We start from the raw sequence: 21,876 nt of genomic DNA, 5'->3' as shown, positions 1-21,876 counted from the left end.
GGCTAAATGGGTGCGTGCAAGGTGAGTTCGAACGGGGCGAAACCGCGCCCGCGGTAGAAGCTGATAGCGGATTCGTTGGCCGCGTACGCGGTGACACTGGCTTGATTCGCGCCGGATTTCCTGGCCCACGCGAAGAATTCTTCCGTCAAGGCGGTCGCGACACCGGTTTCGCGATGCGCGGGGTCGACGCGCAGGCTCTCCAGCACGCCGACCACCGCGTCCGGCCGGAGCGGGTCGGGGCGGCGGATGCGGCCGATCAGGTGGCCGATCGCGGAGCCTGCGGCGGAGTACGCCAGCAGGCACAGGGAATCGTTGCGGCGCACCAGGTCCGCGAAGTAAGCAGCGCCTTCGCGGCGCGGCCACGCGACATCCAGGTACGGATCCCGCCGCCCGCCGTCCTCGGCGAACAGGCCGGTTGCCGAGGCGACGAGCTGCGGCACGGATTCGGGCGTGGCGCGGACGACGACAGCGTTCATGAAGAAAACGCTAACCGGTTCGATTAATCTTGCAAATATCGAATTTCCGGCGATAAATCAGGCCGACCAGACCCGCTCCCCGCCGACCCACGTTTCCCGTACCCGCACCCGGTCCAGTGCCTCCGGGGCGGCCGCGAACGGATCCTCCGCCAGCACCGCGAAATCGGCCAGGAACCCGGGCGCGAGCTGCCCCTTGGTCGCCTCCTCGCCGGACGCGTAAGCCGACCCAGTCGTGTAAATCCCGAGCGCGGCCCCCACGCTGATCCGCTGCGAAGGCCCGAACACCTCGCCGTTCGGGGCCAGCCGCGTGACACAGCTGCGCAGTGCGTACAGCGGCGGGAACGGCCCGCACGGATGGTCGGACGAACCGGCCACGGCGACCCCGGCGTCGAGCATCGAGCGGTGGGCGAACATGCGCTCGACGCGTTCCGCCCCGTAATACTTGGTCAGCTTGTCCCCGTGCGCGGCGGCGTAGTTCGCGAACGGCACCGCGACCATGCCGTGGTCGCGCATGCGCTTCAGGATCTCGTCGTCAATGATGGAACAGTGTTCGATGCGGTGCCGCGGATCCTCGCGCGGGTTCGCGGCTTGGGCCTGGTCCACGGCGTCGAGGACCCGGCGGATCGCGCGGTCGCCGTTGGCGTGCACGCAGACTCGCCAGCCGGCGTCGTGCACGTGGCGCACGGTGTCGGCCAGTTCGGCGGCGCTGACGCGCTCCAATCCGTAGCTGTCGGTGCCTTCGATGGGCTGTTCGACCAGGCAGGTCCCGCCATTGACGGCGCCGTCGGCGAAGGTCTTGACGCCGCCGAGGCGCAGCCGGGTTTCCGGGGTGAGCGGGGCGTCGGGGAGGGCGCGGAAGTAGTCGAAGTGGTCGTAGGCGGCCAGCGCGTTGACCCGGAGGGTGAGCTGGTCCTGGTCGGCCAGGTGGCGCAGGACCTGCCATTCGGTGCGGCCGACCAGCGCGTCGCCGACCGAGGTGATGCCCGCGGCGTGCAGCGCGGCGGCGTGCCGGGTGAAGGCGGCGGCCAGGACCTCGGTGGACGGGTCCTGCACGATCGTCGGGCGCGGGGTGAAGGCGGGAAACGCCAGGTCGTAGAGGGCTTGGTCGTGGATGACGCCGTCGAGGCGGCCGGCGGCGTCGCGGCCGAGGTGACCGCCGGGCGGGGGTTCGCTCGCGTCGGTGAGGCCGGCGAGGGCGAGGCCGGGGGAGTTGACGACGCCGGCGTGCAGGGTCACGTGCACGACCAGCACCGGGTGGTCCGGGCAGGCTTCGTCCAGGTCGGCGCGGGTGAGTTCGCGGCCGCCGTTGCTGCGGAACGAGTCGTAGCCGCAGCCGATGACCCATTCGCCGGGCGGCGTCGCGGCGGCTTGGTCGCGCAGGGCCGCGGTGAGGTCGGCGGTCGAGCTGATCCGGGACGGCGAGAGGTCGACCTGCAGGGACTGCGCGGCGACGACGGTCGGGTGCTGGTGGGCGTCGTTGAAGCCGGGGATGACGGTGGCGTCGCCGAAATCGTGCAGCTGCGCGCCCGGGAACTCGCCGCGCAGGTCGGCGACGGCGCCGTGCGCGACGATCCGTTCGCCGCGCATCGCGAAGGCAGGCGGTTCGGCGCCGGTCATGGTCACGATGCGCCGGGCGGTGACGATCTGCACGGATTCCGGTGCGGACACGAGGTTCCCTCCAGGGTCGACGGCTGACCGTGCGGCATCGTGTCCACAAAGGACGGTGTGGCCCCGGTGCCGCACCGCCGATTCTAGGGGCGCGGCGGGCCAGGGCGCATGGTCGAAGCTGGTTGCGGCATTCGGGTGATCTGGGTCCCACCCGGGCGAACTCCGGAATGAGAACCGGCTCCGCGGCGGTGTATACGCTGGAAGCACCGGGCGCCTGGCCCGGCTCCCGCGGCGGCAGGAGGCTCGCATGTCCGGCATCGGCGGTGCGCGGGCCGCGCTCAGTGCCGCGGCCGAGCCGTGGGAGATCCAGGTCGGCCGCGACCTCGCCGACCGGCTCGACACCAAACCGCCTTCCCGCTGGTCCCGGCCGGGCGCGGCGGCGGAGGACCTCGCGGACCTGGTCGGTCCGGGCGAGGTGGTCCTGGCCCCGTCGGCGACGCGGCCGTCGGGCGACGGCGTGGTGTGGACGCCGGAACAGGCGCTGGGCGCGGGCGCGCGCGGGGTGGCGCTGTGGGTCGACGACCTGCCGTACCCGCGCATCGTCGGCGCGATCCCGTACCCGGAGCTGATCGCGGTCGAGCACGCGATGGCGGGGAAGCACGCGTGCCTGGTGCTAACCGGTGTCCGTACGACACTGGTTTTCCGCTACCGCTCGTGGGCGTGGCCCGCGGTGGCCGATCTCCTGACGCATGTCCGGTCGCGCGCGCACCGCCCCGGCGCTCCGGAACCGGCGCACGCGGGCCCGCCCGCCCTCGGCTGGGAGCGGCTCCCGGCGTCGCCGTTGGTGGCGCTCGGACATCCCCGGCATACGCGCTACCTCGGCGCGGAACCGGAACTCCCGCAACGCTGGCTGTGGCAGCAATCCCGGCCCGCGGCGTTCGTCGTCCTGACACGGCAGGAGCTGGTCGTGGTCCGGCATGTGCTGGGCCGGCGGCCGCTGACGCACGGCGTCCAGTTGCTGGCGGTGGCGCGGAACCGGATCACCGGCCTCGGCACGCGGGACGACCGGTTGCGGATCGCCGCGTCGGGGAGCCGGTACGAGGCGGACCTCGGCGCCGAACTGGCGGAGGAAGCCCGGTCGCGGTTCGAGCCCATGCTGCACGCGGACGGTCAGCGGCGCGTGGTGCGGAAGGCGTCGAAAGCTCCGCAGGCCTGATCGCCGCGGAACCGGATCCTGGGTGAGAGCACCTTTTTCCGGCGGGTTGTCACAAACCGGGCGGCCGTCCGGTCTTAGCCGACGATCTGGCTGTGCGACTCCCGAGGAGAACCCATGAGCTTGGCCCCTTCCGCCCGTCTCGACGAGGCGGTCCCTTCGCGGTACGCGCTGAAGGTCGGCGACATCGAAGTGCTGGTGATCAGCGACGGCGTGCTGCCGATCACCGCCGAAACGCTGGCCACCAACGCCGACCGGGCCGATCTGGCCGCGTGGCTGCGCGAAATGTTCCTGCCGCCGGAGATGATCGACTGGCCGCTGAACGTCGCCGTCGTGCGCAGCGGCGGCCGGACGGTGCTGATCGATTCCGGCCTCGGCACCGAATTCCCGGGCTTCCCGCGCGCCGGGCAGCTGGCGATGCGGCTCGTCGCGGCCGGGATCGACCCGTCGTCGGTGACCGACGTCGTGCTCACCCACCTGCACATGGACCACATCGGCGGGCTGCTCGTCGAGGGCCTGCGCGGCCGGCTGCGCGAGGATCTGCAGGTCCATCTCGCGTCGGCGGAGGCGGAATTCTGGCAGGCGCCCGATTTCTCGCGGACGGTCATGCCGGAGCCGATCCCGGAGGTGCTGCGCACGACGGCCACGCGGTTCCTCGACGTGTACCGCGGCCAGCTGCGGCCGTTCGAAACCGAGCACGAGGTGGCGCCGGGAGTGCGGATCTGCCGCACCGGCGGGCACACTCCAGGCCACAGCATCGTCCGGCTGGAATCCCGCGGCGAACGGCTGACGTTCGCCGGTGACGCGGTCTTCCAGCCCGGGTTCGACAATCCGGACTGGTACAACGGGTTCGAGCACGATCCCGAGGAATCGGCCCGGGTCCGGGTCCGGCTTTTGACGGAGCTGGCCGCCAGCGGCGAGCAGCTGGTGGCGACGCACCTGCCGTTCCCGTCCGTCTGCCACGTGGCGGTCGCGGGCAACGCGTTCCGTTTCGTGCCGGCGGTGTGGGACTACTGAGCCGGTCTTCCCCGGGTGCGGTTTCGCTCCGCATCCGGGGACTTCGGCGCGATCTTGTGGTAAGCAATCCCGCTATGCGCGGAAAGATGATGCGCGGCCTGGCAGCCGCCGCGATGAGCCTGCTGACCTGTCTTGTCGCCGCACCGCCGGCGCCGGCCGCACCGGAGCCCAAGGCACCGCACGAATTCGTCGCCCTGCGCGACGTCGATCCGACCATCGTGCAGGAGATCCGGTACATCACGCCGCACAACTTCACCGGCGCTCCGGTCGACGGGTACCGGCAGCCGATGTGCATCCTGACCCGGGACGCCGCCGTCGCCCTGCACAAGGCGCAGCTGTCGTTCCTGCGCCAGGGCTACACGCTCAAGGTCTACGACTGCTACCGCCCGCAGCGCGCGGTCGACAACTTCGTGCGCTGGGCCGAGGACCTGTCCGACCTGCGGATGAAGGACGAGTTCTACCCGCGCGTGGAGAAGGACCGGCTCTTCGCGGACGGCTACATCGCGGCGAAATCCGGCCACAGCCGGGGAAGCACGGTCGACCTGACGCTCGTCCGGCTCCCCGCGTTCCCGACCCGGCCGTACCGCCCCGGCGAGCCGCTGACCCCGTGCTACGGCCCGAAAGCCGAGCGATTCCCGGACAACTCGATCGACATGGGCACCGGCTTCGACTGCTTCGACACCCTCGCGCACACCCTCGACCCGCGGATCGTCGGGAAACAACGGGACAACCGGATGCTCCTGCTGCACGGACTGGAGCGGGCCGGGTTCAAGAACCTGCCCGAGGAATGGTGGCACTACACGTTCCAGCCGGAGACGTTCCCGGACACCTACTTCGACTTCCCGATCTCGCGGCGTTCGCTGAGCGGCCGTCCGTTCTAGGGCAGGCGGGTCGCGACGACCGCGGCGACAGATTTCGCTGTGTCGCAGATGGCGGTGAGGTTTCCTTTGCTGGCTTCGTCGGTCATCTCGACGAGTACGACTTCGTCTCGTTGTTCGGGAGTGCCTTCGAGCGGCGGGAGGGTCGGCGAGTAGGTGCGGTGGACGAGGGTGACGTCGCAGGTGTCGCCTTCGCTCTCATGCGGATCGACGTACGCGAGGTGTCCGCCGACGGTCGTGCGCGTCTGGCCGTCCGGCGGATCCTCGGCCAGCGGCCACTGGCGGTCGTAGTACAGGTCGACCGACTTCGCGTCGTGTCCCCACGAGCAGGCCCAGTTCGCGAAATGCCGGTCGACCGGGTAGTCCGGACCGACGGTCCGGCGGAGCGTGGCGTCGTCCACCAACGTGCAGGCGTCCGTCCGCGCCAGCGAACCCGGCTGGAACGGCTGGGCCCGGTGGGCGATCGGGCCGCGGGCGACGCGCGCGTAGGCGTCCCCGACGACGGCGTCCGCCATCGCGCACAGTTGCGGTGCGGCCGCGCCGTCGGAGCGGACCGAACTCACCGTGACGACCGAGAGGTCCGGCAGTGTGAAGGAGCGACGGCATTTCCCGGCGTCGGGATTCGGCCGCCGGATCTCGCCGAGCTTCCCCCGGACCGGCGGCACCTGCGGGTACTGCTCCGGTTCGGACAGTTCCAGGCTGGTCACGATCGTGCCGCTGCGGTCGGGCAGGCTCGTGTTCAGGTCGCAGCGCGCGAACGTGCCGAGGTTCGGTTCGAGGAACACTTTGCCGTACTGGCTCAGCGAATTCACCGACAGCAGCGAGCACGGATCCGCGGTGTGCGGGTCGCCTAACAGGTCTTGCGCCGGCGGCGCGGCGGTCGCGTTCGCGGGCGGGGCGTCGTCGCGGGTGAAGATCAGAAACCCGGCCGCCAGAAGGACAACCGCGCCAAGCGCCGCGCCGATGATCACGGGACGCCGGGATTTCTTCGCCGCTCGCGGCACTGGCGCACCGCGCAGGAAGGTCTCGACCTCGACCGCGGTCGGGCGTTTTTCCGGCTGACGGCTGAGCATTGCCTGCAACGCGGGCCCGAGCACACGAGCGTTGCGCAGCGGCTCAGGAGTTCCTTCCGCGGCCCGGCGCAGTTGTGCGAACGGCCCGTTTTCGCCGCTGCCCCAAGGAGAATCGCCCTCGACAGCTGCGAACAGCGTCGCCCCGAGCGAGAAGACGTCCGACGCGGCGGTGGCCGCTTCGCCGTTCGCGACCTCCGGCGCGAGGTACCCGGCGGTGCCGCCGACGCGGGCGCTGTCGGTGAGCGTGACCTCGTGCCCGCGGGAGATGCCGAGGTCGGCGAGTTTGGCGGTGCCGTCGTCGGCGACCAGGACGTTGCCCGGCGTGAGGTCGCGGTGCACCATGCCGCGCGCGTGCATCGCGGCGAGCGCGGACGCGATCTGCACACCGATCGCCGCGGCCCGTTCGGGAGCGAGGACGCCGTCGGTGTGCACGATCTCGGCCAAGCTGCACGCCGGGAGGTACTCCATGACGAGCCAGCGGTCGGTGCCGTCGGAAACGGAGTCGTACACCGCAACGATGTTCGGATGCTGCAGCGCCGCGCCGAGCCGGGCCTCGCGGCGGATCTGCGGTTCGTCGCCGTCGAGGGAACGCTTGAGCGCGACCGTCCGGCGCAGTTCGAGGTCGCTCGCCCGCCAGACGACACCCATCCCGCCGGCCCCGAGGCGTTCCTCGAGCCGGTAGCGTCCGGCGATCACCTGCGGCGCAGTCACCGCGACAGCCTAAGCCGCGCGTTCCCGGGTTGTCCTCCGGCCGCCCGGAGTCCTCAGTTCTCCTTCGCGGCGCTCTTGCGCAGTTGCCTGCGCACCAGCGGCCAGAACGCGGCGATCACGGCCAGCGACACGATGCTGGTCCACACCTGGGTGCGGGCGGAGTCGTCGGTCAGCAGCATGACCACGATGATCGCCACGACGCCGACGACGGTCAGGATGCCGAGCCACGGGTGCAGCCACATCTTGAGCTTCAGCCCGGCGCGTTCCTCCGGCGTCATGTTGTGCCGCATCCGCATCTGGGTGAACGCGATGAACGAGTACACGAACAGCGCGACCAGTCCGGCGGAGTTCATGATGAAGTCGAAGATGCCCGAGTCGGGCGCGACGAAGTTGACGAAGACCGCGATGTACCCGCCGATCGTGCAAGCCGCCACCGCGACGACCGGCACGCCGGACTTGCTCTTCTTCGCCACCGCGCGCGGGGCCAGCCGTTTCTCGGCGAGCGCGGAGAACATGCGTCCGGCGGAATAGAGCCCGGAATTGAGCACCGAACACGCGGCGGTGAGCACGACCGCGTTCATCACCAGACCGGCGCCGGGCAGCCCGAACAGCGTGAAGGCGTGCGCGAACGGCCCCTCCTGTTTGGGATTCGGCAGCTGGTTCCACGGGACGATGGTGACGATCAGCAGCACGCCGCCGACGAAGAACAGCAGGATCCGCCAGATCACCGTGACGACCGCCTGCCGCACGCCCTTGGCCGGATCCTCGGACTCGGCCGCCGCCATCACCGCGATCTCGGTGCCGAAGTAGGAGAAAATCACGATCGCGACGCCGCTCAGCACCGGCCACCAGCCGTTCGGCGCGAACCCGCCGTGCTGCCAGAGGTTCGGGATCGAGAAGCTCGCCTTCGGCCAGAGCCCGAACGCGAACAGCGCGCCGACCGCGAGGAACACGATGATCGCCGCGACCTTGATGCTCGCCAGCCAGTACTCGACCTCGCCGAACGACCGCGCGGACACCAGGTTCGTGGTGGTGAAGAACAGCAGCAGCACCACCGAGAACACCCACTGCGGCACGTCCGGGAACCACCCGCCGAGCACCGACCCGCCGACGACCGCCTCGAACGCGATCACGCCGATCCAGTAGTACCAGTAGAGCCACCCGACGAGATATCCCGCCCACTCGCCGAGCCCCACCCGGGCGTACTCCATGAACGACCCGATCGCGGGCCGCGCGGCGGCCATCTCGCCGAGCATCCGCATCGCGAGGAAGACGAGCAGCCCGCCGATGAGATAGGAGACGACGGCGGCGGGCCCGACGGCGCGGACCACGTTGCCGGAGCCGACGAAGAGACTGGCCCCGATGATTCCGCCGAGGGCGATCATGGTGATGTGCCGGGAGCGCAGCTTTTTGGGGTCGCTGACGGGGGTTGCTGCTGTGCCAGGGGTGGTGTGGTGCGGGGTTGCTTCGGGGGTGTTCGCGGGCGGTTCGGCTGTGCCTGAGGTTGCGCGGGCTGTGTGCGCGGGGGCGGCGGCTTCGCTTGAGATCGCCTCGCCTGCGGCCGCCTTGCCCGGTGCGGCTTGGGCTGGGGTCGCGGTGCGGTCGGTTGCTTCGCCCGGCGCCGCCGGGTCTGCGCCTGATCCGGCCGGGGACGTCGTGCGTGGGGTGGCTTCGGCTGGGGTCGCTGTGCGGTTGGTGGCCTCGTCCGGCGTCGCCGCGTGTGCGCCCGATCCGGCGGGGGACGTCGTGCGTGGGGTGGCTTCGGCTGGGGTCGCCGTGCGGTCGGTTGCCTCGCCCGGCGCCGCCGCGTCTGCGCCTGATCCGGCCGGGGACGTCGTGCGTGAGGTGGCTTCGGCCGGGGTCGCCGTGCGCTCGGCAGCCTCCGCCGGGACCGCATTCCCCGCCGCTGCCTCGCCCGAGGCCGCCTCGCGGGGGCTCTCCGGGCTGCCTTGGCCCTCTTCGGTGATCCGATCAGCCATCGATCGATCTTCCTCTCGTCCAGCCGTGCCGTCCCGCGGCGCCGCCCCGCCGACAACGATGTCGGAACCGGCCGCGGAGCCGGGCCTCGCTGACGCGGGACAGTCTGCGGCCGCCGGGTCCGTCGAGGCTAGGTGCGACAGGGGGCGGATGCCGGGCGAGAAAGTTGTCGATCATCCGAATGGAGCAACAGCGGGTGCCGGATTTGTCGGATATTGGCGAGCTGGGGTGCGGAATCAGGCACGCTGGAAGTCCGCCAGCGTCGCCGTGATCTGGTATTTCGTGCTCGCGGCCACGCGGGGATTCGTTGCCGCATAAGCGGTGTACGCGTTGAGTCCGGTGCTCAACGCGTATCCGCGCCCGCGCGTCCAGCTGTCCTCGTCGAGGCCCGACTCCGCGCGAAAGATCTCCCGAGCCGAAGGCGGGAGGAGTGTCCATGCGATCAGCGCGTCGCAAGCCGGATCGCCGACGCCTAGTCCGCCGAAGTCGAGGACGGCGCTGATCTGTCCGTCCGCCAGCAGGAGATTGCCCGGGTGCAGGTCGCCGTGCACCCACACCGGCGGGTGCGGCCACGGCGGTGCGGCGAGCGCGGCGTCCCAGACCGCGGTCAGTGCGGCGCGGTCGAAGACGTCGGCGGTCCCGGCGATCGCGGCGCGCGTCTCGGCGTCCCGGCGGGCGAGCGGTGCGCCGATGAACCCGTTGTGCGGTCCGGCGGCGAGCGAGGGATCGGCGGGGATCCGGTGGAGCGCCGCGACGAACCGCGCCAGTTCGGTCGCGATCCGGGCCGGGCAGGCGAGCCCGCCGATGTCCGGGGGCGAGCCCGGCAGCCAGCGGGACACCGACCAGTGCCACGGATAGCCTTCGCCCGGCGCCCCGAGCGCGACCGGCTCGGGGATCGCCAGCGGCAGGTGCGGCGCGAGCCGGGGGAGCCACCGGGATTCCTTCTCCGGCTGCCCCGCCGCCCACTCGCCGCGCGGCAGGCGCACGGACAACTCGTCCCCGAGCCGGTAGAGGACGTTGTCCGAACCGGCCGGGTCGAGCCGCGACAGCGGGAGGGCGGCCAGTTCGGGCAGTTGCGCAATCAGGAGGCGCTTGACCAAGGTTTCGTCGGCGGAGTGCGTTGCGGGCAAAGGCAAGTCTCTCGGTCAGGTGCCCCGCACGCCCGGGACGTTCGCCTCGATCAGACCACGCCGTCCGGTGTCCGTCCACTGTATTTCGCGCCCGAGACATCAGGAAAGGCTTGCCCCTCAAGGGTTTCCCTCGGCGCACGCGGAGCCGCATCGCGCGCCCGAGCCAACCGGTTGACTCACGGGTCCGCCCGGCCCGGAAGCCCCGGCCGGAGCGCCGACGGCTGACGGCAGGCGTTGACGAAAGCGGCCACCGCCGGCGCCGGTTCGGTGCTGCGGTGCAGCAGGTGGAAGTCGGTCGCGCGGCCGGGTTCGGCCAGCGGCCGGTACACGACTTCCGGAACCGCGGCCCGTTCCACGCCCGCCGGGACCACCGCGATGCCCACCTTCGCGGCGATCAGTGCCAGCACGCTCAGCGTGCTGTCGGCGCGAAAACGGGACGGCGGGTCCGCCTCGCGCCGACGCGGCCACGGCGGCGCGAGGTCGCCGTCGCCGATGATGTACTCGATGTGTTCCTCCCCGGCGAGCTGCTCGACGGTCAGCGTCCGGTGCCGGGCGAGGCGGTGCCCCGCGGGCAGCGCGACCAGAAACGACACCGAGCTGGCCGGAGTCGAGGCCAGCCGCGGTTCGCCGGGCGGAGCCGGGAGCGCGCTGAACCCGACGTCCAGTTCGCCGGCGAGGATCGCGGTGCGCTGAACCTGCGGCCCCGCCTCCCGCAGCTCGATCCGGACCAGCGGACGTGCCTCGTGGAACTCGCGGATCAGACCGGCCAGGAGCCCGCCGAACACCACGGCGCCCGCCACGCCGATCCGGACGCTCCCGGTCTCCCCGCGCAGGGCGGACCGCGCCGCGTCCTGTGCGCGTCCGGCCTGGGCGAGCACCTGCCGCGCTTCGATCAGGAACGCCTGGCCGGCCGGGGTGAGCCGGGGCCGCCGTCCGGTGCGCTCGAACAACGGCCCGCCGAGTTCGTGCTCCAGGTCCCGGATCTGCATGCTCAGCGTGGGCTGGACGACGTGCAGGGTGCGCGCGGCCGCGCTGAACCCGCCCTCCTCGGCCACCGCGACGAAATAGCGCAGGTGCCGCAGTTCCATCCCATCTCCTATCAGCCGGACTGATCAGTGAATCAGAAACAAGTGTTTGAGCTTATCGCTCGCTCGGGGCCATCGTGGAGGGACAGACCGACGAACAGGGGCAGCGATGCGGATTGTCACGCTCGAAGAACACTGGACCGACCCGGCGGTGACCGCCGCCGGCATGCCGAATCTGCTGAACCACGTGCCCGGCTACGCCGCGGCGTTCGACCCGGACACCGGGATGCCGTACCCGCGGCATCCCGAACTTCTGGCGGATCTGGGCGCCGCCCGGATCGCCGACATGGACCGGCACGGCATCACCACGCAGGTTCTCTCGCTGGTCAACACTTTCCTTCCGGCGGACGTCGCACCGGAATTGACCGCCGCGGCCAATGACACCATGGCCGAAGCGGTCGCGGCGTTTCCCGGCCGGTTCGCCGCGTTCGCCACCCTGCCGACGGCCGTCCCCGCCGCCGCGGCGGACGAATTGCGCCGGTGCGTCGGTGAACTGGGCTTCGTCGGCACGATGATCATGGGGCGCACCGACGACGAATTCCTGGACGAGCCGCGCTTCGATCCCATTCTGCGCGCCGCCAGCGACCTGTCCGTGCCGATCTACCTGCACCCGGCCCCGCCGCCGGTGGCGGTCAGCGAGGCCAGCTACGCCGGAGGGCTCTCGCCCGCGGTGTCGGCGGCGCTCCGGCTCCCCGCGTGGGGGTGGCATCAGGAAACCGCCGCGCACTTCCTGCACCTGGTGCTGACCGGGGTCCTCGACCGTTATCCGGGGCTGCAGTTCATCCTCGGCCACTGGGGCGAATTCGTCCCGTTCTACCTCGACCGGCTGGACGAGAGCATGCCCCGGCGGATGACCAAGCTCGACCGGACCTTCCGCGAGTACTTCCGGGACAACGTGTTCATCACCCCGAGCGGCATGTTCAGCCAGGCCCAGCTCCGGTACTGCGCGGACACAGTCGGCACCGACCGGATCCTCCATTCCGTCGATTTCCCGATGCTCGGCAACGAGGGCACCGTGTCGTTCCTGACCGAATCGCATCTTTCCCATGAGGATCAGGAAAAGATCGCCCACGGAAATGCCGACGCGCTGCTCGGTCTCGGCTGATTCCTTTCGCGGCCGAGGGTCAGTGCGGCTGGGAGAGGTCTCCCGGACGGAAGGCCTCCGCGGTAGTGCTCACCGGCGCGTCGAGTTCGGTTTTGTGCTCGCGCGGATAGACCCAGCGCAGTGTCGCCGTCGACCCGGGGCCGGAGAAACCTATCTCGTAGAAGATCATTCCGTCGCTTTGATAGCCGGAAATCGAGTAGTGGTCGCCTTCGTCCTTGCGGTAGGTCACCCGGCCGGACTGTGCTTCCGTCTCGGCGGCCGCGTCGGCCAGCGCGGCGGCGACAGTGCGGCCGCCTGAGTTGGTGCCCCAGACGGTCATGGTCGCGTGGAGTGGCTTGTTGGCGAACGTCATTCCGTCGCCGTTTTCCGGGCTGTACGGTGCCGCAGTATATCCCCGGGGAACGCGTGTGGTGAAGCCGAACCTGGGGTTGGTGTAGGTGGTGCTGGCCGCCGGGGCGGACGAAGACGGCGTCGAGGGCGCCGGGGAAGTCGCTCCGACGCCCAGCATTGTCAGGAATTTCGGTTGCAGCAGGTCGCTGATCTCGGAATAGGGGAGGACGACCGTTTCTTTTCCGGCCGCCATGATGCATCCCAGTTCGTACCACACCATTTCGAACTGGACCCCGGTCTTGGTGAATCCGATCGGCGGCGCGGGCACGTGCCCGCGGCCGGGAACCCGGTCCGCCGCGTCGACGGTGGTTTTCCGGCCTTCGTCGTAGCCGACGGTCGGCTCCCGGCAAAAACCGGCCTGGGTGTGCGGGTCGATGCGGTCGGTCAGCGTTTTCATCCCGGCCGCGGTCAGCGCTTCGGGCCGGAACATGTCCTGGGGGCCGAGCGGGTTCCCGGTGGCGAGGTCGACGTTCACGGTTTCCGGGAAACGCCAGGTCGTGTGGGAGAGGACATTCGAATCGAGACCGTGGTCGTAGCGAACGGAAAGCAGGCTCGGCGTCTGCAGCAGGATCTGCGCGGTCGTGTGCGCCGCGGGCGTGTCCCCGGTGTCGGTGAACTGCTGCCGCCAGTCCGGATTGGCGCGTGCGTCGCGGATGGCCTTCAGCCGTTTGTCGATCGGGGCGCGCAAAGCGTCGTTGACGCGTTTCCGCACCGCGGCGTCCGGTCCGCCGGACACCTGCGGATACTGGAGGTCGTAGGTGATCGGGAGCGCTTGGTCGCGGCCGGAATCGGTCTGCATCGCGACGGTGAGCGCCGCGGGCGCGGGCGGGTCGTCCTGGCGGTTGAAGACCAGGATTCCGCCGGTGACCAGTGCGCTGACGACCACCAGCACCGCGACGACCTTGCCGACGATCACCGCGGTCGCCCCGGCTCCGGTGCCAGTGGCGGTCGGCACCCCGGCCCCGGCCGCGACCGCGCCGGCGCCCGCTCCGATCGGCGCGGCGGCGGTGCCCGCGGCGGTCAGGAGGGCCAGTGGGGTGAGCGCGGTCAGGGCGGCGGACGCGGCGGCCAGGCGCTTCCAGCCGCGCTTCTCCCAGTTCTTTCCGTACGCCTTGCGGGCGATGGTTTCCAATTCGGACACGAAAGCGTCCGCTGTGGACGGTCGCCACGCCGGGTCCTTGGCCATGCCGCGCGCGATCAGCGGCCGGAGTTTCTCGGGTACCGCGTCCAGCGGCACCGGCGCCATCTGGTGCAGCGAGCGCAGTTCGTCCGTGGTGGTCGCCTCGAACGGCTGGTGTCCGGTGATGCATTGGTAGAACACGCAAGTGGCGGCGTACACGTCGGTGGCGGGCTGGCCCGGCTGTCCGGCCCACTGCTCGGGTGCCATGTACGACGGCGACCCGGCGGTCAGTCCATTGTGTCCGTCCAAAGTAGCCAGTCCAAAGTCGACCAGTTTCGACTGGCCTTCTTGCGACACCAGCACGTTTCCCGGTTTGTAGTCGCGGTGGACAACCCCGGCGGCGTGCGCGTCGGCGAGTCCGAGCAGGGAGCCCTTGAGGATGGCCAGCGCGGATTCCGGTTCGAGGACGTTCTCCGTCGCCAGAAGCGCGCGCAGGGACACGCCGGGCACGGCCTCCATCACCAGCGCGGCGCCCTGCGGTGTTTCGACGAAATCGAACAACTGCACGACGTGCGGGCTGCGGACGCCGGACAGCAACCACGCCTCGCGCCGGAACCCGGCCGCGATGTCCGGGTCGGCGAGATACTCCGCGAGGAGGTATTTGATCGCCACCATCCGGCCGGATTCCTGGTGCTTGGCCAGCACGACGCGGCCGAAGCCGCCCACGCCGAGCACGTCGACCTCAGTGAACCCGGGCACCCGCCAGTCGCTCATCCCCGCCGCTTCCCCTCTCCGCGAGGCTGGTCGCGGTCGGCGAGATCGTACTCCGGAGATGTGGCATCCGGAGTGGAGTTGTCACATTTGTGCCTCGGTCGTGGGATCCGAAACTGGACGCGCCTCGGGGTGCTGATGTGTCGGCGAACCGGGGCTCAGGAGGTGGATTCCTTGCTCGGTGGTGCGGTAGCGGACCGTGCGACCGGACCGCTGCCCGGTGACCAGGCCGTTGTCGCGCAGGACCCGGAGGTGCTGCGAAACCGCGCTCGGCGACACGTGCAAGGCTTCGGCGAGGTCGGTGGTCGTGGCGGGGGAGCGCAGGGCCTCCAGCAGTTCGGCGCGACGCCGGCCCAGAAGGCGGACCGCGTGCCCGGCAGGACGGCGCTCGTCGGCTGTCCACAGTGCACCGCTGCCTCGCGCCGGGTAGCGGATCGTGGTCTGGGTGGTGGTGTGCAGTTTGATCATCACCCACGGCGGCCCGAGCACGACGGGGGAGAGGACCAGCCCGCCGACGGGGCGTCCGGGCGAAGGACGGTTGTCGCCGTCGAGGACGAGGCGGCCGTCGTGCCAGTTCAGCCTGGCGTGCAGGTCGGTGAACAGACGGCCCGCGCCGCCGTCGGCCCATTGTTTGGCGCGGTAGGCGATGTCGGCGTCGAGGACCGCGCGCAACCGGCCCCAGTGCGGTGCGATCAGGCGGTCGTGCGCCTGACGCAGTTCGGCAGCGATGGCCCGCAACCCGGCCGCAGGGTCGTCGGCGAGCGCCTGGGCCGGGCCTGGCAGGCGATCGCCGAAGACGCCGTGCAGACTTCGCCGGACCTCGCCCGGGGTGGTCCGGCACATCGCGGCGAGCGCCTCGTCGATCGTGCTAGCCGCGCGCGCCGGGGCGGGCAGGAGGAACTGCGGCCAACTGGCCCGGCCGGTGACCAGCAACGGCCAGGTCAGCCGGAGGTCCAGCGGCCGCGCGGCGAGCTCTGCGGCGGCCCAGCGGGTCCAGTGTTCGTGCCGCGCCCGGCCCCAGCACCCGGCGAGGGTCTGCAGGCCGGAGACAGTTTCGGACAGCGGCGAGACAGCGAGCCTGGTGCCCGCGAGGTCTCCGGTGCTCAGATCGAGGGTGAGCGGCACGTCGCGATTATGCGGCAGAGGGCGGGCTGTCCGGGGGACCGGCGGGCGGGGTTTGGCCTTCGCTGGTCCAGGGGCTGCGCTTGGGGGCGGGCGGCTGAGGTCTTGTCTTCGCCGGTCCAGGCGTGGTCTTTCGTCGTGTGAGGCTGGGGTCGTGCCTTCGCTGGATCGGGGGTGGTTTTCTGTGGGCGCGGCGGTTGTGGTCTTGTCTTCGCCGGTCCAGGCGTGGTCTTTCGTCGTGTGAGGCTGAGGTCGTGCCTTCGCTGGGCGAGGGGGTGCGTTTTAGAGCGGGCGGCTGAGGCCTTGCCTTCTCTGGTCCGGGGGTGGTCTTTCTGCGGGCGAGGTGGTTTCGGTGTCGGCTCCGCCGGTTCAGGCGTGGTCTTTCATCGTGCGAGGCTGCAGCCTTGCCTTCCCTGGCCAGGGGTGGTTTCAGCGGGTGCGGCGGTTAAGGACTCGCCTTTGCTGGTCCGGGTGGCTTTCAGCGGCCAGGTCGTTGAGGTCTCGCCTTCGCCGGTCTGGGCTGCCGGTCTTTCAGCGGTGGTTGAGGGCGTGCGGCTTCTCACCGGTCCGAGCGGGGCGCGGCAGTGCGGTTGCCAAGGGGAACAGCGGATTCGCGAACCGGCGGGGTGGGGTGCCCGGTTCCCCCTTCCAGCGCCCCGGGTGGTCGAGGATCTTGCTGCTTCTCGTCGGTTTATGCGGCAGTGCAGCTGCCCAGGGGCGAACTCGCCGAACCAGCGGGATGGGAGCCCGGTTCCCGCTGGTTCCGGCTACTCCTCTGTTATGCAGCACTCCGGCCGAACCAGCGGGCGAGCTGGCGGTTCAGCTCCTGCTGGTCCTCGCCGATCCAGGCGATATAACCGTCGGGCCGGAGCAGGACGGCCGGGGCGTCCAGGGCGGCGGCGGGGTCGGCGAGGAGGTCGACCCGGTCTGCCCAGCCGTCGACGGTCAGTCGTTCGGTGCGGTCCAGCACCAGGCCGCGGCCCTGGCGGAGGCGGTCGTAGAGGCGGCTTTGCTTCAGGTCGAGGTCGGGGAGACGGCGGCCGAGCAGGTCGGGGCCTTCGCCGAAGTCGTAGCGGAGGTCGATCGCGGTGATTTTCCCGATCAGGCGGCGGTTGACCTCGTCGATGTCCATCAGTTCGGCGAGCAGTCGGCGCACAGCCCGCGGTCCTGCTTCGGCCGACGACAGTTCCATCTGGGCGCGGGTGTTGTCGAGGACGTCCGCGGCGACCGGATGGCGTTCGGCCTGGTAGGTGTCGAGCAGGGAGTCGGGGGCCGAGCCGCGGATCTGGGCGGCCAGCTTCCAGCCGAGGTTGAACGCGTCCTGCACGCCCAGGTTGAGGCCTTGGCCGCCGGTGGGCGGGTGGATGTGCGCGGCGTCGCCCGCCAGCAGCACCCGGCCGACGCGGTACCGGTCGGCTAGCCGGGTGGCGTCACCGAAGCGGGACAGCCAGCGCGGGGAGTGCACGCCGAAATCGGTGCCGGCGAGGGCGCGCAGTTGTTCTTGGAAGTCTTCGAGAACGGGCGGTTCGGAGCTGAGCCCGGCGGCAGGTACCACGACGCGGTAGACGCCTTCCTCGACCGGCCCCAGCATGAACCGCTTGTTGGCCTGCCGGATCTCGGCCACCTTGGCGGCGATTTCCTCCGGCGGCGCGGACGCGGGCATTTCGCCCATCAGGGTTTCGGTCCGCGAGGGTTCGCCCGGGAAGCCGACGCCGAGGAGTTTGCGCACGGTGCTGCGCGCGCCGTCGCAGCCGACGAGGTACTTCGCTCGCAGCTGTTCGCCGTCAGCCAGTTCGACGGTCACTCCGTCCTCGTCCTGCTCGAACCCGGCGATCGCGCAGCCGTGCCGGACCTCCGCGCCCAGTTCGATGGCGTGTTCCTCGAGCTCCCGGACGACGACCGGTTGGGGGATGCCCAGCAGATACGCGGTGTCGAGGTCCGCGGGCGGGGGTGCGGGGATGCCAGCGAAGATGCCTCCGACCGGACGTCGCCGTCCGTGCGGCAGGAGCCGCTCCAGCAGCCCGCGCATCGCGAGTTGCTCGAGGCTGCGGATGTGCAGGCTGACGATCCGGGCCAGCGGGACCGGCTCGGTTTCCTTCTCCAGCAAGAGAACCCGCACGCCGTGCAACCGCAGCTCGGCGGCGAGCGTCGCGCCGGTGGGACCGCAGCCGGCGATGATTGCGTCGATCATGAAGCATCCGTTCGTTCAGGTGGCGTGCGGTTCGATGAGATGGGAACAGTCGCCGGTCGGTCAGTTGCACGGCGCTCTGCTGATGCCCGTTGAGCTGGGATGCACGCGGCCGTGGCCCGCTTGGCCCGTGGCCGCGTAGCCGCAGTTCGCTCAGCGGGGCCTTGGCTGGCGCGCGCCTTGCCGCAGTTTGCGCGGTTGCCAGCGGCGCGTCTGATGGGAGTGTGCCTGGCTGGGGTCCGCTCGGCCGGTGTGTGGCTGCCTGCGGTGCGTCCAACAACCGCGCGCTCGACCGCCCGTTCAACCGCAGCGATCGCGACCGTCGCACCTCCCGGCATCGCGACCCCACGACGGCAGGCACGTCCAGGTAAGGACGCGTCGGGCTGAGTCGGGATTCGCGCAGGACTTGGCATCGGCCGCGCCAGTCTGCGGCACCCCGGATCTTGCGGCAAGCGAAATACGAAGAGGTTCCAGCCATCGTCGATGTAGCTCCAGCCTACATGATGGCGAACACATGTTCGACTCAGGAACCCTCGCGGGCATGAAGCCAAGCGACCCGAAAGCCAAGCTCCCCGCCGCGTATTGGCGGTTGTGGTGGGCCTCGGCGGTGGACAACGTGGGCGACGGGATCTTCTCCGCGGCCGTTCCGCTGCTGACGGTCACGCTCACGCGCGATCCGGTGCAGGTCTCGGTCGTCTCGGCCGCGACCTACCTTCCCTGGCTGCTGCTCTCCTTGCCCGCGGGGGCGCTCGTGGATCGGCGCGACCGAGTCAGTCTCCTCTGGCGGTCGCAGGCGCTTCAAGCGGTGATCGTCGCGGTGGTCGCCGTGCTGATCGGGCTGGGGCGGATCGACATCGCGGGGCTCGCGGCCATGGGGTTCGGGCTCAGTGCGTGCGAGGTCGTGTTCGCCAACGCGTCGCTCGCAGTGCTGCCGGACCTGGTGTCCGAGGCGCAGTTGCACCGGGCGAACGGCAGTCAGTACGCGGTCGCCAACGCGGGGCAGTTGTTCGTCGGGCCGCCGATCGGGAGTCTGCTGTTCGCGGGGGCGGAGGCGTTGCCGTTCGGCCTGGACGCGGTGTCGTTCGCGGGGTCTGCCGCGTTGTTGGCGACTTTGCCTCGCCGTCCGGCGCCGCGCGAGGTGCAGCCACCGGTCCGGGTCGCGGTGGTGGAGGGGGTGCGGTGGCTCGGGCGGCACCGGTTGCTGCGGACGTTGGCCGGGCTGCTGGCGGTGAACACGTTCTGCTACCAGCTTGGCAATGTGACGGTCGTGCTGCTCGCGACCCAGACTTTGCACGTCAGCGAGCGCGGTTACGGCGTGCTGCTCGCGGGGGCCGCGGCGGGCAGTGTGCTCGGCGGGATGGTCAACGCGCGGGTCGTGGCGAGAATCGGGGCGCTGCAAGCGTTGCTGACCGCCTTGATCGCCAACATCGTGATCTTCGTGCTCATCGGCGCCAGTCCGAATGCGGTCGTTCTCGGGGCTTTGCTGGGTTTCAACGGGTTTGCGACGACGCTCTGGAGCGTGGTCACGGTCAGCCTGCGCCAGCAGGCGGTGCCGCGGGAACTGCGCGGGCGCGTGCACAGCGTCTACCGGATGCTGGGCTGGGGTTTGATGCCGCTGGGATCGCTGGCCGGCGGGCTGGTCGCGGACGTGCTCGGCATCCGGGCGGCGTATCCGGTGGCCGGTGCCGTGCGGGGGATCGCACTGGTCGTGGCGCTGCCGGTGCTTCTTTCGGCGATGCGCGGCGGGAAGCCCGCGGAGTGAGGCCCGTCTGTCCTGAGTGGACAGTAGGCGATAGTCAATTCGTGGGCAATCGGCCTGATGGTTCCCTTTTACCGATCTGTGCGGTCGGAAACGCTACGGAATATGCATCTTATTGACAGCTTGCCGATAGCGGGAAGCGGGTTCCGCTGTTCGGTTATTGGTCGCGGAGAAGGTGCAACGTTTCCGGCGGCGGGGGCGACTGTGCGGGCGGAGGTGCTCGTGTCGGAATCGACTGTGGCGGTCCCGAGCCGGAAAAACGGGAAGTGCGGCGAGTTACCCGGGAGTAAGGGCTACTGCCGTCGCGCGCCATTCGTGTGGTCGTGCGGGGAGGGCGGTGAATTCCGCGCGGAGGGGAGTCGGCGGAATTTTCCGGTGATCGGGTGAGGTTTAGCGGAGCGAATCGCCGATTCTTGCTGATCGACTTGTCCCGCTAGCTGTTCGGAAGCGTTTAAGGGAAGGCGGAAGGTGATCGTTTTCCGGGAAGCGGCTGAACTCCCGCTCGCGGCGGTGATGTTGCTGCGGTCGGGGCAACGGCAGCGTCCGTTGGCACTACTTCGGTGGTTTCGATCATTGCCGGGGTGGCCGGGAGAATTGCGGGTTTACGCTGGTCGGAGCAGTCGGAAACGGTTCCGGGTGCGGCCGGGAGGTCGGCCGAATGCGAAGGCGGACCGTCCGCTTATCTGTGTGTCGCCCTGAGGTGTGAGTCCGTTGTTCATATTTTAGAATGCTCTCGGCAATGTGTGACGCTGGGTGCGAACCGGCGTATGCCGCAGTCCTTCGTTTGGCGGTTGCTGGAGCGCAACCGCGCTAGGCAGGGTATGGATTCCGGCGCGGGTCCGGTCTTGAGGACGGCCGCGCTCTGCTGGGGCTAGTGCCGCGCGGGCGGGGGGCAATTCCCCGGGCGGCTCCTACGAGTATTCGAAAGGCTTGGTCATGCACTCCCGGAAAGAAAGATTCGCTGTCCCGAGACCGCGCCCGGTGCCTGGCGCCGGCGATGCGGGCCGGCTGGCCGCAGTGCTCCCGCGGCTGGCCGCCCGGCATCGGGTGCCGGGCGCGCAGGTCGCGGTGTGGTCCGGCGGCGAGACCGTCATGGTCCAGACCGGTTCGGCGGGCGGCGGCAGGCCGATGCGGGCGGACTCGCGGGTGCCGATCGGTTCGATCACCAAGGTGGCGACCGCGACGCTGGCGATGATGCTCGTCTCCGACGGCGATCTCGAGCTGGACCAGCCGGTCGGCGAGATCCTCGGCGACCCCTCGCTGTCCGCCGAGCTGACCTTGCTCAGGCTGCTGAGCCACACCAGCGGGCTGCCCTCGGACCCGGCCGACGCGGACGGGTCCTGCCGGAAAGAGGTGCGGGCCGCGGAGTTCGTCTGCGAGCCGGGCGCCGCGTTCTCCTATTCCAACCTCGGCTACGCGCTCGTCGGCCTGCTGATCGAAGAGGTCACCGGGATGGGCTGGCGCGAGGCGGTCGAGTCGATTCTGTTGCGGCCGTTGGAGATCGAGCCGGTCTACGTCGACAGCCCGGGCGTCGCGACCGGGCACGCGCGCGACGGCGAGCGTCCGCTCGAACAGGTGCTGCCGCCGATGCTCGACCCGGCGGGCGCGCTCGCGCTGAGCGCCCGCGACCTGGTCGCGCTCGGGCGGGTCCACCTCGGCAAACCGGGCTTGCTCGACGTCGTCACCGCGAGCGACCTGCACCGGCCGGTGCCCGTCGCGGAACCGTTCGGCCTCGCCGACGGCTGGGGACTGGGGCTGGCGTGTTTCGGCGACGAGGAGTTCCGCTGGCTCGGCCACGACGGCACGGCCGACGGCACCTCGTGCCACCTGCGGATCGACCAGGCCGGGGCCTGCGTGCTCGCGCTGACTGCCAACGGCGCGGGCGGCACCGACCTCTGGCACGACCTGGCCGGGGAACTGCCGGACCTCGGCCTTCCGCCGCATCGCCTCCAGAGCGCGGAATCCTGCCCGATTCCGCTGCCGGACGGCGATTTCGGCACGTATCGCAACGGAGCCCTCGGATACACGATCCGGCCGACCGCCGACGGCGGCGCGTGCCTCGACGTGGACGGCGACGTCTTCCCCGAACTGACCCGGTACGCCGACGGCAGCTTCACCGTCCGCGACCCGGCGACCGGCCGAGCCACCCCGTGCGGACGGTTCCGCGGCGACCCCGGCGCGGCAACCGCCGTAGAAATCGGCGGCCGGCTCGCGCGGCGGTGCTGAGGCCGCCCTCCTGACTCCTCGTCCCCA

15 protein-coding genes are annotated in these 21,876 nt (G+C 70.4%); 6 read left to right on the top strand and 9 right to left on the bottom strand.

The window, feature by feature from the left end; genetic code table 11:
- Positions 1 to 2: 2 nt before the first annotated feature.
- Both FKO37_RS32125 and FKO37_RS32120 read right to left on the bottom strand, forming a co-directional pair.
- On the bottom strand, positions 3 to 476 hold the full coding sequence (locus FKO37_RS32125; protein WP_238606959.1) for an N-acetyltransferase: 474 nt from the start codon (positions 474 to 476) through the stop codon (positions 3 to 5).
- Positions 477 to 533: 57 nt separating this feature from the next.
- Complete coding sequence (locus FKO37_RS32120; protein ID WP_238606958.1) at positions 534 to 2,144, bottom strand: amidohydrolase; 1,611 nt, start codon at positions 2,142 to 2,144, stop codon at positions 534 to 536.
- A 247-nt stretch (positions 2,145 to 2,391) separates the two neighbouring features.
- On the opposite strand from FKO37_RS32120, the gene FKO37_RS32115 reads away from it, so the two are divergent.
- From FKO37_RS32115 to FKO37_RS32105, 3 genes are all read left to right on the top strand, one after another.
- Positions 2,392 to 3,300, top strand: coding sequence for a hypothetical protein (locus FKO37_RS32115; protein ID WP_238606957.1), 909 nt, complete (start codon positions 2,392 to 2,394; stop codon positions 3,298 to 3,300).
- Positions 3,301 to 3,414: 114 nt separating this feature from the next.
- Positions 3,415 to 4,314, top strand: a complete 900-nt coding sequence (locus FKO37_RS32110) for an MBL fold metallo-hydrolase (protein ID WP_037813090.1) — start codon at positions 3,415 to 3,417, stop codon at positions 4,312 to 4,314.
- 74 nt (positions 4,315 to 4,388) lie between these two features.
- Positions 4,389 to 5,195, top strand: a complete 807-nt coding sequence (locus tag FKO37_RS32105) for a M15 family metallopeptidase (protein WP_238606956.1) — start codon at positions 4,389 to 4,391, stop codon at positions 5,193 to 5,195.
- Here FKO37_RS32105 and FKO37_RS32100 read toward each other — a convergent pair.
- The 4 genes from FKO37_RS32100 to FKO37_RS32085 all read right to left on the bottom strand — a co-directional run bounded on the left by FKO37_RS32100 (position 5,192) and on the right by FKO37_RS32085 (position 11,171).
- Complete coding sequence (locus FKO37_RS32100; RefSeq protein WP_238606955.1) at positions 5,192 to 6,976, bottom strand: serine/threonine-protein kinase; 1,785 nt, start codon at positions 6,974 to 6,976, stop codon at positions 5,192 to 5,194. The genes FKO37_RS32105 and FKO37_RS32100 overlap by 4 nt on opposite strands.
- Positions 6,977 to 7,029: 53 nt before the next feature.
- Positions 7,030 to 8,382: an amino acid permease gene (locus tag FKO37_RS32095; RefSeq protein ID WP_051728983.1), complete on the bottom strand. Its 1,353-nt coding sequence runs from the start codon at positions 8,380 to 8,382 to the stop codon at positions 7,030 to 7,032.
- 807 nt (positions 8,383 to 9,189) lie between these two features.
- Positions 9,190 to 10,089: an aminoglycoside phosphotransferase family protein gene (locus FKO37_RS32090; protein ID WP_238606954.1), complete on the bottom strand. Its 900-nt coding sequence runs from the start codon at positions 10,087 to 10,089 to the stop codon at positions 9,190 to 9,192.
- Positions 10,090 to 10,259: 170 nt separating this feature from the next.
- Complete coding sequence (locus tag FKO37_RS32085; RefSeq protein WP_238606953.1) at positions 10,260 to 11,171, bottom strand: LysR family transcriptional regulator; 912 nt, start codon at positions 11,169 to 11,171, stop codon at positions 10,260 to 10,262.
- A 106-nt stretch (positions 11,172 to 11,277) separates the two neighbouring features.
- Here FKO37_RS32085 and FKO37_RS32080 point away from each other — a divergent pair, with 106 nt between their 5' ends.
- Positions 11,278 to 12,273, top strand: a complete 996-nt coding sequence (locus tag FKO37_RS32080) for an amidohydrolase family protein (RefSeq protein ID WP_238606952.1) — start codon at positions 11,278 to 11,280, stop codon at positions 12,271 to 12,273.
- 19 nt (positions 12,274 to 12,292) lie between these two features.
- Here FKO37_RS32080 and FKO37_RS32075 read toward each other — a convergent pair whose 3' ends face one another.
- The 3 genes from FKO37_RS32075 to FKO37_RS32065 all read right to left on the bottom strand — a co-directional run bounded on the left by FKO37_RS32075 (position 12,293) and on the right by FKO37_RS32065 (position 17,867).
- A complete protein-coding gene (locus FKO37_RS32075; protein ID WP_238606951.1) occupies positions 12,293 to 14,557 on the bottom strand; it encodes a protein kinase in 2,265 nt (754 codons plus the stop codon).
- An 81-nt stretch (positions 14,558 to 14,638) separates the two neighbouring features.
- Entirely contained in the window at positions 14,639 to 15,679 is a 1,041-nt protein-coding gene (locus tag FKO37_RS47430) for a metalloregulator ArsR/SmtB family transcription factor (RefSeq protein WP_308196556.1), read from the bottom strand.
- 775 nt (positions 15,680 to 16,454) lie between these two features.
- Complete coding sequence (locus FKO37_RS32065; RefSeq protein ID WP_238606950.1) at positions 16,455 to 17,867, bottom strand: FAD-dependent monooxygenase; 1,413 nt, start codon at positions 17,865 to 17,867, stop codon at positions 16,455 to 16,457.
- Positions 17,868 to 18,405: 538 nt separating this feature from the next.
- Between FKO37_RS32065 and FKO37_RS32060 the strand changes: the two genes are divergently transcribed.
- Together FKO37_RS32060 and FKO37_RS32055 are read left to right on the top strand one after the other, a co-directional pair.
- Positions 18,406 to 19,626, top strand: a complete 1,221-nt coding sequence (locus FKO37_RS32060; RefSeq protein ID WP_238606949.1) for an MFS transporter — start codon at positions 18,406 to 18,408, stop codon at positions 19,624 to 19,626.
- Between the two features lie 978 nt (positions 19,627 to 20,604).
- Positions 20,605 to 21,849, top strand: a complete 1,245-nt coding sequence (locus FKO37_RS32055) for a serine hydrolase (protein ID WP_238606948.1) — start codon at positions 20,605 to 20,607, stop codon at positions 21,847 to 21,849.
- Positions 21,850 to 21,876: the final 27 nt, after the last annotated feature.

The sequence above is a fragment of the Amycolatopsis sp. Poz14 genome (genome assembly GCF_006704225.1).
Taxonomy (GTDB): domain Bacteria; phylum Actinomycetota; class Actinomycetes; order Mycobacteriales; family Pseudonocardiaceae; genus Amycolatopsis; species Amycolatopsis nivea.
Note: the sequence above shows the minus strand (reverse complement) of the source record. Positions and strands in the feature narration are given on the sequence as shown.

What these genes read in the sequence shown, in the direction of transcription:
- FKO37_RS32125 (WP_238606959.1), bottom strand. Translation starts at nt 476, where the DNA reads ATGAACGCTGTCGTCGTCCGCGCCACGCCCGAATCCGTGCCGCAGCTC.
- FKO37_RS32115 (WP_238606957.1), top strand. Translation starts at nt 2,392, where the DNA reads ATGTCCGGCATCGGCGGTGCGCGGGCCGCGCTCAGTGCCGCGGCCGAG.
- FKO37_RS32110 (WP_037813090.1), top strand. Translation starts at nt 3,415, where the DNA reads ATGAGCTTGGCCCCTTCCGCCCGTCTCGACGAGGCGGTCCCTTCGCGG.
- FKO37_RS32105 (WP_238606956.1), top strand. Translation starts at nt 4,389, where the DNA reads ATGCGCGGAAAGATGATGCGCGGCCTGGCAGCCGCCGCGATGAGCCTG.
- FKO37_RS32085 (WP_238606953.1), bottom strand. Translation starts at nt 11,171, where the DNA reads ATGGAACTGCGGCACCTGCGCTATTTCGTCGCGGTGGCCGAGGAGGGC.
- FKO37_RS32080 (WP_238606952.1), top strand. Translation starts at nt 11,278, where the DNA reads ATGCGGATTGTCACGCTCGAAGAACACTGGACCGACCCGGCGGTGACC.
- FKO37_RS32075 (WP_238606951.1), bottom strand. Translation starts at nt 14,557, where the DNA reads ATGAGCGACTGGCGGGTGCCCGGGTTCACTGAGGTCGACGTGCTCGGC.
- FKO37_RS32065 (WP_238606950.1), bottom strand. Translation starts at nt 17,867, where the DNA reads ATGATCGACGCAATCATCGCCGGCTGCGGTCCCACCGGCGCGACGCTC.
- FKO37_RS32060 (WP_238606949.1), top strand. Translation starts at nt 18,406, where the DNA reads ATGAAGCCAAGCGACCCGAAAGCCAAGCTCCCCGCCGCGTATTGGCGG.